Raw genomic sequence first — 13,491 nt, 5'->3', positions numbered from 1 at the left:
GAAAAAGCAGAAGGAAAAGTACCTAAACAGGTTGGCACTGGAGTTCGATATGAAATTAGATAAGATACATTGACCTGATTAACAATAGGTTATACAACATGTCATTGGTAGCGTAGTCGAAGGATCTAAACACTGGTAAATGAACAGATGCTTCGACTTCGCTCAGCATGACATGCTAGACGTCATGATAATTTAATTGGAAGGATATAAAAAAAGATTGCTTCGTACCTCGCAATGACATGGAACCTCGATGATGCGAGCTCGACATGATACAAAAAAATAATAAAACATCACATATCATTAGTAAAACATCACATATCATTAATAAAACCTAATATAGAAAATCACAAAAATGTTCAGCATTAAACAAATTGAAGAAGCACATAGTCGCGTTAGTACAGGTGCAGATTTTCCGCGCTACATTGCAGAAATTAGAAACCTTGGCGTCACTTCTTTTAAATTCAACGTATCCGATGGAAAAGAAATATATTTCGGTGAAAATAGCTACGAAGCCGTTTCCGAACCAAAATATGATCCTATAAAAATCCAATCCGAAGTAAACTTTCCAACCTTTACAAAAGAATTAATTGATCACCAGCAAGGAAAAACAGACTTCCCTCATTTCATCAAAATATGTGCTGAAAATGGCGTTAATAACTGGATTGTCGACCTAGAAAAAATGGTCTGTACTTACTTTGATTCCCACGGAAATAAAATACTCCAAGAACCTTTGGGATAGTATTTTAGTACAAAGTAGTTAGTAGTTAGTAGTTAGACCTAGGGCGTCATAGGTCTAAATACTAACTACTCACTACTAAATACTGTTTTAAAAAAGAGAGGTTGGCTTTTGGCCAACCTCCTCTTTTTTAAAACATGTCCGAATTCATCACTTTCGTCCAAGCTTTTGCGAAATCCTTCACAAATTTCTCTTGAGCATCAGCGCTGGCGTAGACTTCGGCAACGGCACGAAGCTCCGCGTTTGATCCGAACACCAGGTCCGCTCGAGTACCGGTCCATTTTGGTTGACCAGTTTTACGATCCGAACCGATATATAATTCCTTATCTTCTGAAGCAGCCTTCCAAGCCGTATTCATATCCAATAGATTGACCAAGAAATCATTGGTTAACTGTCCAGGTCTGTTCGTGAATACCCCATTTTTAGAACCATCAAAGTTCGTGTCCAATGCGCGCATACCGGCAATCAGAACAGTTAATTCAGGTGCTGAAAGGTTTAATAATTGCGCTTTGTCGATCAATAATTCTTCTGTAGATGAAGTATATCGTCTTTTCTTATAGTTGCGGAATCCATCAGCTATCGGCTCTAGGTGTCCAATCGATTCGATGTCTGTCTGCTCTTGCGAAGCATCCATACGACCCGCTTTAAAAGCTACCTCAACAGGCGTTCCAGCATCTTGTGCTGCCTTCTCAATGGCTGCATTTCCTGCAAGAACAATAAGATCTGCTAAGGATACTTTTTTACCAGCTGTCTGTGCTCCATTGAAATCATTTTGGATTTGCGTCAAAACCGATAACACTTTATCCAATTGTTTAGGATTATTCACTTCCCAATCTTTTTGAGGCGCTAAACGGATTCGGGCACCATTAGCACCACCACGTTTATCCGACCCACGGAAAGTAGAGGCAGAAGCCCATGCCGTTGATGCCAGTTCAGAAACAGTTAGACCTGAAGAAAGAATCTTACCCTTTAGATCGGCAGCATCTGCATCAGCGATCAATTCATGATTTACTTCAGGAATTGGATCTTGCCAGATTAATTCTTCTGCAGGAACTTCTGGTCCCAGGTAACGGGAGCGAGGTCCCATATCGCGGTGAGTCAATTTAAACCATGCACGTGCAAAGGCATCAGCAAAAGCATCAGGATTTTCGAAGAAATGTCTGGAGATCTTACCATATTCTGGATCAAAACGTAGGGAAAGATCGGTAGTCAACATGGTTGGCTTCCGTTTCTTGTTACTGTCGAATGGATCTGGAATGGTTTCTTCTGCATCTTTTGCCACCCATTGATGTGCACCGGCAGGACTTTTCGTCAATTCCCATTCGTAATTGAATAGGTTTTCAAAAAAGTTATTGCTCCATTGCGTTGGGGTGGTCGTCCAGATCACTTCCAATCCCGAAGTGATGGCATCGGCTCCAACTCCCGATTTATAACTGCTTTTCCAGCCAAAACCTTGTTCATCCAGTCCTGCTGCTTCAGGTTCTTTTCCTACATTATCTGCAGGTCCAGCGCCGTGTGTTTTTCCAAAGGTATGGCCACCAGCGATCAATGCAACGGTCTCTTCATCGTTCATTGCCATCCTTCCGAAGGTATCGCGAATATCCTTTGCGGCTAAAATAGGGTCTGGGTTTCCATCAGGTCCTTCCGGGTTTACATAGATCAATCCCATTTGTACAGCTGCCAATGGGTTTTCCAGATTCCTGGAATGCACATCTCCATCTGCATCATCATCTGCCGATAATACGCCGTGTTTTTCAGCGACCCCTTCAGAACCATGCGCATAACGCACATCACCGCCTAACCATTTATCTTCCGAACCCCAATATACATCCTGATCAGGTTCAAACGCATCCACACGACCACCAGCAAAACCGAAAGTTTTGAAACCCATAGATTCCAAGGCGACATTTCCGGTCAATACCATTAAATCTGCCCAGGAAATCTTACGACCATATTTTTGTTTGATCGGCCACAATAAGCGGCGTGCCTTATCCAAACTCACATTATCTGGCCAGCTATTTAAAGGAGCAAAACGTTGCTGTCCGGTACCTGCACCACCACGACCATCACCTACACGGTAAGTACCTGCGGAGTGCCAGGCCATACGGATAAATAGACCACCATAGTGTCCAAAATCTGCCGGCCACCAATCCTGAGAATCGGTCATTAAAGCGTGCAGATCTTGTTTTACTGCGGCTAAATCTAAGGAGTTAAATTCGGCTGCGTAGTCAAAACCATCATCCATTGGATTGGATAGGTTGGAATGCTGGCGTAGTAAACTTACTTTAAGGTGTTTTGGCCACCAATCGTGGTTGGTAGTTCCTCCACCTGCTACTGTCATTTTCTGGTTCAAAGTGCCGTTGTGGAATGGGCATTTGCTAATGTCGTTTGATCCGTTTTCCATATCTTTTTTTAGAATTAATTCATACCAAGGGAATCCGTTGGTATCTGTTGTTTTTTTATTATCTCACATTTATAATTGGCAGTACATGTTGTAACTTTCTCTTATAAATTTAGTTAAAGTTAGATAAATAAAATCTAATTAATATTTAAAACATGATAGATTTTCTCTATGAGTTATTAAAAAAAATAATCCCGAAAATTGCTGCTTTTTCGGGATTGACAATTTAAAAACTCATGTAATTCGAACGCTAATCGAAATATTTAATTTCTTTTTGTTGCCACAAATTAAGTGAATTAATAGGTTTATTGGAAGTAAGAGGGGGTGGACAAAAGGTGGACAAATAAACAAAATCGGGCTAAATTGGTTGTTAGAACAGAAAATAGATGTATAATTTTTAAAGATAAAGACATATGCCGTGGAACCCTGAAATTTATAACCAATTTAAAGATATCCGATATCAACCTTTTTTTGATTTGATGGACCTGATCGAGGAGCGGACGGAAATGCAGGCTGTTGACCTGGGATGTGGAACAGGGGAGCAGACAGCAATGTTGGCGGAACGTTTTCAGCAATCCACATTTCTGGGGATTGATTCTTCAGTGGAAATGTTGCGGGGAGCAGAAGAGCATCAAACCGAACGATTATATTATAAGGTAGAAACTTTCGAGGAGTTTATTAATAGATTGTCGCGATGGGATTTGATTTTTAGTAATGCGGCATTGCAATGGTCGGGTGATCATCATACCTTATTTCCGGATCTGATCAAGAAATTAAATCCTGGAGGGCAGTTGGCTGTTCAGATGCCTTGCCAAACTGAAAATGAACTGAACCAGATTTTATTTGAACTGGCGAACGAGGAACCTTATCGGGATCAGTTAAATGGTTGGAATAGGTCATCGCCGGTTTTGAGCATGGAAGAATATACGGAAATGTTTATTGCGGAGGGTATGGTGAATTTGAAGATCTCGAAAAGGATTTATCCTATTGTGGCCGAGGATACGGAAACCTTATTTCATTTTATTTCGGGTTCGGCTTTGATACCTTATATGGAAAGACTTTCGGAGGAACAACAAATTGAGTTTAATGGTGAGTTTAAGAGAAGGATAGGGGAAAGGTTTGAGAAAAGACCAGTTGTTTATCCTTTCAGGAGGTTGTTGTTGTATGGGGTAAAGGCTTAGTTTTTTTGATTACGCGTCATTGCGAGGAGGTTTCCTCGTCATTGCGAGGAGGTACGACGAAGCAATCTTTGGACCTTGTCATCCTGAGCAGCGTCGAAGGATCTATACGGGTATCATGTGTAGATGCTTCGACTTCGCTCAGCATGACATGGGTGAAGATTGCTTCGTTCCTCGCAATGACGCGGCTAAAAGATTGCTTCGTTCCTCGCAATGACAAGGGCTCGCAATGACGCGGTTTCCTTCGTAATCCAATCATAGTTTATGCATATTGCAAGCAATGTGCAAGTGCCTAAAGTCACTTACACCTCACTTACATGTCACTTAAACCTCACTTGCAACATGGAGGTAACCGGTACCTAATCCGTAAAAATCCCCGCTCTTTTTTTTGAAGAATTTGCTATAAAATTTAAATTGTTAATCTTATTTATCAATTCATTATCTTATATTTAAGGGACTAATCAAATCTTTTATATTACCAATCATGCTCCAAACTAACAATTAAACTATATCATCTTATAATAGGTTCATCATGATAAAACTAGCCAAAGAATTGAGTTTTCTGATTTGCATTTTATTTTTCATCGCATGTGGAAATCCAGGTAATAAATCAAATAAAGATTCAGATAATAAACTATCAATACAAAATGAAAAAAAAGTGGATAGTATTTATATCAAATTTGAGCCTAATGTCAATCATATATTAGACATTTTATCCATAAAATCTAATCAAATAAATGTAAAGCCTGACAGTAATTTTAGTGCTTATTATTTTGATCAATATTCCAGCCTAGTCTATTTCCCAACTCCTACTGAATTAATCTATCCCATAAAACCAGGCGATAGCCTTATTATATCGAGCAAGAATAAATATCCATATATTAAGGTTCTCAATAATAATACATTCTCCGAACGAGAATTAAATTTCGTTGCAGAGTTATCGTTCAAAGGAATTAATATTTTTGAATACTTCCTTAATAGGAAGGGATCTGCGAAAGAAGTTTATGAGTCAACTTTAAATTATACGGATAATTTACTGCAAAAAGGTGAGATCAAGAAATCCTATGCAAACTGGCTTAAGAAGGAAGCATACTATTCCTTTCTTAAACTTACCCAAACCAAAGGGATAGATACAGACCCTGTTGATTTGAAAGAAAAGATCAATATAGACAGCAATCTTTCAATTCATTATTACCAAAGCTTATTGTGGAAACATATGGCTAATCTTTTGGGTAAAGACTATACTATGGAAAGGATCATCGTGGTGGCTGATTCCAATTTTACAGGAAGTAGTAAGGACTATGTACTGTATAATTTTTCAAGAGAATATCTTTCTTCCATTAATTCAGATCAAGCAAAAACTTCACTAACTAAATTGAAGGACAAATTTAAGGACAAGGAATACCTTACTTTGCTAGAAACAAAATATTCAGCCACTTTTGATGCAGATATGAATATTGTTGATCAATTATTAATGCCTGATGGCACTACAATTAGTTTTGATCAAATGCTTTCGAAGTACAAAGGAAAGAAGGTCTATTTGGATGTTTGGGCGAGTTGGTGTTCACCTTGTCGGGCAGAATTTCCAAACAGCAGGATGTTAAAGAAAAGTTCAGTTGCTTCAAATGTGGTTTTCGTTTATATTTCCACCGATAAAGTTCAGAATGATTGGTTGAAAGCGAATAAAGAAGAAGAATTAGGAGTCTCAGATAGTTATTTATTAACTAATCCAAGCAAATCTAATTTTATGAAGAAATATGAAATTAATGCTATACCTAGGTATTTTATTTTTGCTGAAAATGGAAGTATCATTAGTCCGAATGCACCACGACCGGGGTCGGAGGAAATTAAAAACTTATTAAAACTGTAAAATACCAAACCATAGATGACTAAAATCCAAATTTTCTTTGCTTGTATATTATTCTTCCTTTTAAGTTGTAGCCAGAAAAATGAAAACCAAACAGAACCGATAAATATAGTTGCCGGATCATCTAAGATTACAGGAAAAATCATGGCTCCAGATAGCCTTATGGCAGGTGGGGTTAAGGTCAGCATTTCGGTTCTGCATCCCATTACTGGAGATTATTCTACATATGAAATTCCTATAGATTACTCGGGCAGATTCGCGCTTGACTATGATATGGAAACCAGTAGTACAATAATAGGTTTATCTAGTAGTTTACAAACTAATCCAATTTACATTAAAACCTTTATAAATAAACCTACCTATATTGAAATACAATACACTGATAGATCGACAATCCATAAAATAGATCTTACGCCTGCGATGCCTAAATATGATATGATGCAAAGCGAACAATTATTTAGGAAATTGGTTGAAAATAAACCCAATGACCCAAATTGGAAATACCCACATTATTATAATATGAGGATTGATGATTTCTTGGAATCTGTAAAGAAATCATATAATAGGAGGCTAGAGGCGGTATTGGGGAATGATGTTGCGCTTTCAAAAGAGTTTAAAGATTTTCTAAAAAAAGATTTTCGGATGTTTTATTACACTAGTGGCATGTTCGATTATGAAAGTTCCATGAAAATCAACTATTTAAATGCCACAAAGGATACAGTGAATTTGCCTAAAATCCAAAAAATTGATCGATCCTATTTTCGTTTCTTAAAAGATTTTGATCTCAATGATCCGCAGTACTTGCATACCTTTACATTCCCCGAACTTCAACATCATATACTCCAGAATGAGGTATTAGGCCTTCCACCAATAGGTGATAGCGATATTCCATCCTGGTTAAAAAAGGTAAAAGGACTTTTGGCCGAGCAGGTTGGGTTTAAGGATGGACCGTATTATGATATTCTGGCAGCGAATGCCTATGGTCTACAGCTTAATGAGGAAGTAAAACCATTAAACTCTAAACAGCAGGAGGCAATAAAGAACTATTGGGGAAAGGGTGAAATTGCTAAAATACTGTCCCGAAAAAATGAGAAGGTAATCGAAGAGGATAGCAAGAAATCGCCCTTGGTCGTACATGATATTGCTCATGTTGCTAAGGAAAAGTTGATGGACACTATTCTTGCAAAATATCCAGGTAAAGTGGTGTTTATAGACTTTTGGGCTACCTGGTGCGGCCCTTGTTTGGGCGCTATGAAGCAGTTTAAATCCATAAAAGGGGATTTTCAGGGTAAGGATGTTGTTTTTGTTTATTTAACAAATGGATCTTCGCCAAAAAAACGCTGGGAAGAAGTAATTAAAGGTATTGGAAGCGAACATTATTACTTAAAGGATGATCAATGGAGTTATTTAATGTCTGAATTCGGATTTGAATATATCCCATCGTATTTATTATATAGTAAGGAAGGGATTTTGGCGAATAAGTTTACTGCATTTCCGGGAAATGAAAAAGTAAAAAACTTGATCGAGGATTTGCTAACAAATAAAGAAGGTAAATAGATAGATAAATATTTAGATAAATAGAGTGATTATAATAAGATAAATTGTAGTTTGCTGTCGCTGTAAACAAAAACAGCATTAAAAGATCAAAATTATGAAAGCATACAAAGTAGAAACTTTAATTTATTACTCAAAATTAACTCTTGATTCGGAACATATTGCGAAGAAATCAAAGGATGACATTCAAGAAAAATTAGACGAATATGCAAAAAATGGATTCAAATTAGCCTCCACAAATTCAACTAATTTCGGATTTGCGATTTATATTTATTTGTTTTTTGAAAAAGATGTCTAAACAAAAAATTCTAAATGCTCTTAAAAAATATTCAACTGAATTTGCTCTGATTTTCATAAGTGTGATCCTTGCCTTTGCCCTAACCGAATGGAGTGCAAATCGAGGAGAAAAAGTATCTGAAAATAAAATTTTAGGTGAAATTAAAAACGGAATAAACTCAGATTACAAAGATTTTGAATCAAATTTAAAAATGCACAAAATCAGTAAGGCTGGCGTGGGGGAGTTAAGGAAATGGGTTAACAATCAAGAAATAAATAATGATTCAATTGCTGTTTACTATTTTTTACTCTTCAGGAATTATTCACCAATAATCAACAAAACCGGTTATGAATCACTAAAAGGAACTAACTTAAAAACAATCTCAAATGATTCATTAAGGTTTAAGATAATAAAACTGTACGATTATCATTACAATATTATTGAGCAGTTAGAAAATCATAATGAGGAAATGCAAGATTTTAAAACTTACTTTGCTCCTACAAATGAAATCCTGTCGCCGTATATGAATTTTGATGAGAAAGGCAATTTGAAGGGTTTACAAACTGCAAATTTATCTGCTACACAGAAAAAGGAACTTCTTAGTTATTTATGGAGATTAGAGCTAACGAAAATGTTTAAAATTTTGCGGTACGAACAAGTTTTGAAAGAAATTGAAAGTTTGGACAAATCTTTAGATAAGGAATTAAAAAACGACAGTTAAAAAGTAGTTTGGTATAGTAAGATAATTGATTGTTCTTAAGTCATGTTAAATGAAAAATCATAATTTTCTGTTTTTTTTCGCTTTTATCTTGTCTTCCTGTGTTGGGAATAATCAAAATATGCGGTCTGATGATCGCATTAATCAAAACCAAGTTAAGGATACTGCCGAGATCCCTCAAGGAATAACCAGAAACATAAAACAGGATAGTAAGGGTCGTATTTGGGTGGCTACATTCGATGGAATCTTCCGATTCGATGGAAAATCATTTTCTAAAATCACGGATAAAATAAATTCAGTTCGATTTTTCTCTGTTTTAGAAGATCGAAAAGGTAACTTTTGGTTTTCTTCTGTTGGGTCGGGAGTTTATTACTATGATGGAGAATCTTTTACAAATTATACAAGTAAAGACGGGCTAGCCAACAATAGGGTCACAGAAATCTATGAAGATAGAAAGGGTAATATTTGGTTCAGTACTGAACAGGGAGCAAGTCGCTTTGATGGAAAATCATTTCTGAATTTTACAACAGAAAATGGATTGCCAGCCAATTATGTCCATTGGATCTTGGAGGATCAATCCGGAAAATTTTGGTTTGGAACGCAGGAAGGGGTTTCTATTTATGATGGAAAATCATTTTCCAATTTAACCCAGAATAATCGTGGGTTTTACAATGTTAGGGGCATGATAGAAGATGCTAGCGGTAATATCTGGATAGGAGGGAATGATGGTCTTTGGAAATACGATGGAAGAAACTTTACCAAATTTTCAGATAGTTTTGTAGGCTATATTTATGAAGATAAAGAAGGGAATATTTGGACAAGTTCAAAGGATGATAAAACAAGTGAATTTTCGAATGGTCTACAAAAGAATGGCAATCAAGAGAGTTGGGTTTTGTCGCGATATAATAAAAGTTCTTTGTCCAATCCTAATTTACTTCCGGAGCTATTCAAAACCCATGAAGGAATGATTTTTGGGATACTTGAAGCAAATGATGGAATAATTTGGTATGGAACTTTAAATGGGATAGGAAGGTGGTCTGAGGATTAAATACTGATTATATGTAATAATCGTCATTTTTAGAACGAATTTATCTTCGTTTTTTTAATATCCTAAATTTATGAAAAGCCTATTTGTATTAATAATTTCCAGTTTTTTGCTTTCTTCCTTATCAGCACAGACCCTTAAGGATTGCTCTTCTTGTGCCACAAAACTAATCCAAATTGAACAAATTAAGGACTTGAGTATTGATGAATTACGGTTTTTAGCAAATGATTTATTTGCTAGAAGAGGTTATAAATTTTCGGATTCTAATATTGATAGCTATTATTCAGAAAAAAGCTGGTATAAACCTGTTGCCAACAACAATAAAATAATTTTTAACACGGTAGAAAAGCAGAACATTAAAATATTGCAGGACAAGACTACTGAACTGAAAGCTGAAAGGGATAAATTGATTAATGAACTAAAGGTCTTTAAAGCAGCATTACAATCGAACAATAAATCAGATCTGCAAAGGAAATATAATTTTGAAACCAATGATATAGAAAATAGGAAGGATATTGCCTATTTAGAAAAAACTTTGGAGCAAGTGAACTTGGATGATATCAATTGGTCAAAACATAAAGGAATATACGAAGTTACTGTGGATAATGGTGATTATGTAATGAATTATGAAATAAGCATCGATAGGGAAAAGGTTAATATCAAGTACGCTAATCAAGGGGGTTCAGAATATAGCGAGTTAGTTTATCCTAACTATATGATCACAGAATATACCTATTTATGGAAGTTTGAATGGAAAAATGGACGATTAAGGTTTGTTGATTTCATTGTCGCTGGGTAATATATGTGAAGATTGCTTCGTTGTGTCTCCTTTCAATGACGCCACGTCCATGCAGGGAAGAGCATACCTCCCTACAAAGGCGCAATGTACTAGTAAAGGACTGGCTCGAGGTATGCAAAGGATGTGTAATTATCATAATAATTTTCTTAATACATTATTAGTCAATGAATAATAATAATTAAATTTGTTTATGATAAAAAGGGGCGAATAATGGAAACTTTGGTTTTCAAACCCACTATTGAACAATGTGTAAGTTTTAGGAGGGTTAACAGGAGGCACAGTAGAGAAATGACAATAACTGAAGCACCGTCATCAAGTTGTAATGCTTCGTGTGTTAATGGCAATGGAGTTTCAATAACTTATTGTAAAAGGACATGTAGCCGAATAGATAATTAAGAACGTAGGTGTTCGGGAACCAAGCCTGTTTAAAAGAAGTGTTGCGCTGCTTAAAACTAATTTATTAAAGTATTATCATTCTTTCAATGATAGAATGATAATACTCTTAACCATACAAATCTTTATGAAGCTAATTATTTTATTTTTATTTGTTTTTTGCCTACAGGTTACCCATGGTCAACAGGTTAAACCTTACCATATTCAAGGTCATATAAAAAACCTTGATAACAATATGGTTTATTTGATAGATTTAGGAGCATTTTATTTTCTGAAGGAGAAGGATTTGGTTTTGGACTCATGTATGTCCAAGAATGGTTATTTTGAATTTAAGGGAAATATTTCAGAAAATAAGCAATGTGCAATTGAAGTTCCTGCGGTAACGAATCAATACTTAGTTTTTATTCTTGAAAAAGGGCATATTTCGATTACAGGTGAATTAACCAGTTTATATAGAGGAAAAGTGGATGGAATAGAAAATAGCATCTTTAAGCAGAGTGGTGAGATTAGTCGTCATTATGTTCCACTTATAAATAACTTGGCTGATAGTCTGTTGAAATATAAGGATGTAGGAAATAAATCTAATGATTTCAGATTAAGATACGATTCACTTATCTCATCAATGAATTACGAAAGGGAGAAATTTATTAAAAAAAATCCAAATGCCTTTGTTTCATTATTATTAATCAATGAAATGTTTCTAAGAAATTTTAGTTTGAATTATATAAGAGATCATTTTAATGTTTTGTCCAATACATTAAAATCGAGCCCAAGTGGAATGATTGTACAAAAAAGATTATTAGGAATTAATATAAAAAAAAATATTTTGGAGGAATTTTCCGGTACAGATATTAATGGTCACATAATTAATTCTGATAAATATAAAGGTAAAGTTACAATTATAGACTTCTGGGCTAGTTGGTGTCTACCATGTATTGAAAAGTTGCCAGTTTTACATAATTTAAATGAAAAATACGGAGATCGCATTAATATTCTCTCAATTTCCTTGGATCGAAATATAAACTCATGGAAAAAAGCAGTAGAACATCATAACATCACATGGGATAATTTCTGCGATGGTTTTGCAGGAAGAAATCCTTTGGTAATACAATTAAATATCAAAGCTATTCCACGAATAATTGTTATAAATAAAGATGGACTCCTTATATATGACAGTGAAAGGAATGATATTGAAGTAGATGAATTTATGGAAACAATCATGGAGATTTAAAAAAGTAATTGAGCATAGTTACTTAGACAAATATTACAAACGAAAAAATATGCTTTATCTATCCGCCCACCCTCATCCTGACTATATTATTTGGCAATTGGAAATCCAATTGAGAAATCTTTATTCACTTGAATTAATTTATCAGTGCTACAAGTAATGACGGAGATGTGCCTTTATATGACGAGGTTTTGGCATGATAATTTTCTTAATGCATTTTTAGGCAATGAATATTATTTGTTAAATTTGGGTATAATCAAAAAGGAGGGAATAATGGGAACTACAGTATCAAACCCACCATTGACCAATGTACAAGTTGAACTTCTCAAATTGTTTTCTGTGGATTTACCAGAAGAACAACTGATCGAACTTAAACGTGTAATGGCGAAATTTCTTCTGGATCATGCACGGGACAGAGCGGATGAAATTTGGGATGAGAAAGGGTATAGTGACGAAAAGCTTGATAATTTATTAAAATAAAGAATAATTTGATGTCTAATCTCAAAGTTATTTTAGATACAAATGTCATATTGAGGTCGATCTCTCGGAGGTCGACCTTTTCAGTTCTTTTAGATAAAATTTACAACGGTGATTTTGAAGTTTATGTTACTAATGATATTTTGTTAGAATATGAAGAGAAGATTTCAGATATATTTTCAAAAGAAACTGCGGAACTTGTGTTGGGTGCATTAACCCTGCTGCCCAATGTTAAGAAAGTTGAAGTTCATTTTCAATTGGGACTGATCCGTTCTGATTCAGATGATAATAAATTTGTCGATTGTGCCTTTGCAGCTAATTCGCATTATCTTGTTTCTAATGATCGACACTTTGATGCTTTGAAGCAAGTAGATTTTCCAATCATTAATGTTATCTCTTTGGAAAAATTTATTGATTTGATTTCTTAGAGTAGGTGCATTGCCATTTTCATTTGATAATTTAGGGAAGATTGCTTTGTCGTGCCTCCTCGCAATGACGGATAGGTGTTTCAAGATTGCTTTGTCGTGCCTCCTCGCAATGGCGCATAATACCAGCGGGACGCCATAGGTCTAAATACTAAATACTCACTACTTTATACTAAAAAAGCTCGTCATCCGACGAGCTTTTTTTCCGTACCTAGGGCGGGAATCGAACCCGCACTCCTTTAACAGGAACAGGATTTTAAGTCCTGCGTGTCTACCAGTTCCACCACCTAGGCAACTGAGCGAAAGACGAGATTCGAACTCGCGACCCCAACCTTGGCAAGGTTGTGCTCTACCAACTGAGCTACTTTCGCTTGAAGTGTTGCAAATATAGAG

Annotated in this window: 12 protein-coding genes and 2 tRNA genes; 11 read left to right on the top strand and 3 right to left on the bottom strand. The window is 35.6% G+C overall.

Features of this window, described 5'->3' with window-relative positions:
- The first annotated feature begins 352 nt into the window (after positions 1-352).
- Positions 353-739, top strand: coding sequence for a DUF1398 domain-containing protein (locus VJ786_RS06270; protein ID WP_134776630.1), 387 nt, complete (start codon positions 353-355; stop codon positions 737-739).
- A 127-nt stretch (positions 740-866) separates the two neighbouring features.
- Here the strand turns inward: VJ786_RS06270 and katG are convergent, their stop codons facing one another.
- The gene (katG, locus tag VJ786_RS06265; RefSeq protein ID WP_336557451.1) at positions 867-3,140 is read right to left on the bottom strand and encodes a catalase/peroxidase HPI; all 2,274 of its coding nucleotides are present in this window, start codon (positions 3,138-3,140) and stop codon (positions 867-869) included.
- Positions 3,141-3,550: 410 nt separating this feature from the next.
- On the opposite strand from katG, the gene VJ786_RS06260 reads away from it, so the two are divergent.
- From VJ786_RS06260 to VJ786_RS06215, 10 genes are all read left to right on the top strand, one after another.
- Complete coding sequence (locus VJ786_RS06260) at positions 3,551-4,318, top strand: methyltransferase domain-containing protein (protein ID WP_134776628.1); 768 nt, start codon at positions 3,551-3,553, stop codon at positions 4,316-4,318.
- Positions 4,319-4,847: 529 nt separating this feature from the next.
- Entirely contained in the window at positions 4,848-6,185 is a 1,338-nt protein-coding gene (locus VJ786_RS06255) for a TlpA family protein disulfide reductase (protein ID WP_134776627.1), read from the top strand.
- 15 nt (positions 6,186-6,200) lie between these two features.
- On the top strand, positions 6,201-7,739 hold the full coding sequence (locus VJ786_RS06250; RefSeq protein ID WP_134776626.1) for a TlpA family protein disulfide reductase: 1,539 nt from the start codon (positions 6,201-6,203) through the stop codon (positions 7,737-7,739).
- Positions 7,740-7,833: 94 nt separating this feature from the next.
- Entirely contained in the window at positions 7,834-8,034 is a 201-nt protein-coding gene (locus VJ786_RS06245) for a DUF4177 domain-containing protein (RefSeq protein WP_134776625.1), read from the top strand.
- A complete protein-coding gene (locus tag VJ786_RS06240; protein ID WP_134776624.1) occupies positions 8,027-8,734 on the top strand; it encodes a hypothetical protein in 708 nt (235 codons plus the stop codon). Before VJ786_RS06245 ends, VJ786_RS06240 begins: the two co-directional genes overlap by 8 nt.
- A gap of 49 nt (positions 8,735-8,783) precedes the next feature.
- A complete protein-coding gene (locus tag VJ786_RS06235; protein WP_134776623.1) occupies positions 8,784-9,779 on the top strand; it encodes a ligand-binding sensor domain-containing protein in 996 nt (331 codons plus the stop codon).
- Positions 9,780-9,849: 70 nt separating this feature from the next.
- On the top strand, positions 9,850-10,575 hold the full coding sequence (locus tag VJ786_RS06230; protein ID WP_134776622.1) for a YARHG domain-containing protein: 726 nt from the start codon (positions 9,850-9,852) through the stop codon (positions 10,573-10,575).
- 520 nt (positions 10,576-11,095) lie between these two features.
- The gene (locus VJ786_RS06225) at positions 11,096-12,199 is read left to right on the top strand and encodes a TlpA disulfide reductase family protein (protein WP_167554234.1); all 1,104 of its coding nucleotides are present in this window, start codon (positions 11,096-11,098) and stop codon (positions 12,197-12,199) included.
- 270 nt (positions 12,200-12,469) lie between these two features.
- Positions 12,470-12,676, top strand: coding sequence for a DUF8507 family protein (locus tag VJ786_RS06220; RefSeq protein WP_134776620.1), 207 nt, complete (start codon positions 12,470-12,472; stop codon positions 12,674-12,676).
- An 11-nt stretch (positions 12,677-12,687) separates the two neighbouring features.
- On the top strand, positions 12,688-13,101 hold the full coding sequence (locus VJ786_RS06215) for a putative toxin-antitoxin system toxin component, PIN family (protein ID WP_134776619.1): 414 nt from the start codon (positions 12,688-12,690) through the stop codon (positions 13,099-13,101).
- 205 nt (positions 13,102-13,306) lie between these two features.
- Here VJ786_RS06215 and VJ786_RS06210 read toward each other — a convergent pair.
- Together VJ786_RS06210 and VJ786_RS06205 are read right to left on the bottom strand one after the other, a co-directional pair.
- Positions 13,307-13,391 (bottom strand) — tRNA-Leu (locus VJ786_RS06210).
- A gap of 5 nt (positions 13,392-13,396) precedes the next feature.
- Positions 13,397-13,469, bottom strand: a tRNA-Gly gene (locus VJ786_RS06205).
- Between the last annotated feature and the right edge of the window lie 22 nt (positions 13,470-13,491).

The sequence above is a fragment of the Sphingobacterium tenebrionis genome, from assembly GCF_037126265.1.
GTDB classification, from domain to species: domain Bacteria; phylum Bacteroidota; class Bacteroidia; order Sphingobacteriales; family Sphingobacteriaceae; genus Sphingobacterium; species Sphingobacterium tenebrionis.
Note: the sequence above shows the minus strand (reverse complement) of the source record. Positions and strands in the feature narration are given on the sequence as shown.

Coding starts and splice junctions, on each gene's coding strand:
- VJ786_RS06220 (WP_134776620.1), top strand. CDS start 12,470: ATGGGAACTACAGTATCAAACCCACCATTGACCAATGTACAAGTTGAA.
- katG (WP_336557451.1), bottom strand. CDS start 3,140: ATGGAAAACGGATCAAACGACATTAGCAAATGCCCATTCCACAACGGC.
- VJ786_RS06225 (WP_167554234.1), top strand. CDS start 11,096: ATGAAGCTAATTATTTTATTTTTATTTGTTTTTTGCCTACAGGTTACC.
- VJ786_RS06245 (WP_134776625.1), top strand. CDS start 7,834: ATGAAAGCATACAAAGTAGAAACTTTAATTTATTACTCAAAATTAACT.
- VJ786_RS06215 (WP_134776619.1), top strand. CDS start 12,688: ATGTCTAATCTCAAAGTTATTTTAGATACAAATGTCATATTGAGGTCG.
- VJ786_RS06250 (WP_134776626.1), top strand. CDS start 6,201: ATGACTAAAATCCAAATTTTCTTTGCTTGTATATTATTCTTCCTTTTA.
- VJ786_RS06255 (WP_134776627.1), top strand. CDS start 4,848: ATGATAAAACTAGCCAAAGAATTGAGTTTTCTGATTTGCATTTTATTT.
- VJ786_RS06260 (WP_134776628.1), top strand. CDS start 3,551: ATGCCGTGGAACCCTGAAATTTATAACCAATTTAAAGATATCCGATAT.
- VJ786_RS06270 (WP_134776630.1), top strand. CDS start 353: ATGTTCAGCATTAAACAAATTGAAGAAGCACATAGTCGCGTTAGTACA.
- VJ786_RS06240 (WP_134776624.1), top strand. CDS start 8,027: ATGTCTAAACAAAAAATTCTAAATGCTCTTAAAAAATATTCAACTGAA.
- VJ786_RS06230 (WP_134776622.1), top strand. CDS start 9,850: ATGAAAAGCCTATTTGTATTAATAATTTCCAGTTTTTTGCTTTCTTCC.
- VJ786_RS06235 (WP_134776623.1), top strand. CDS start 8,784: ATGAAAAATCATAATTTTCTGTTTTTTTTCGCTTTTATCTTGTCTTCC.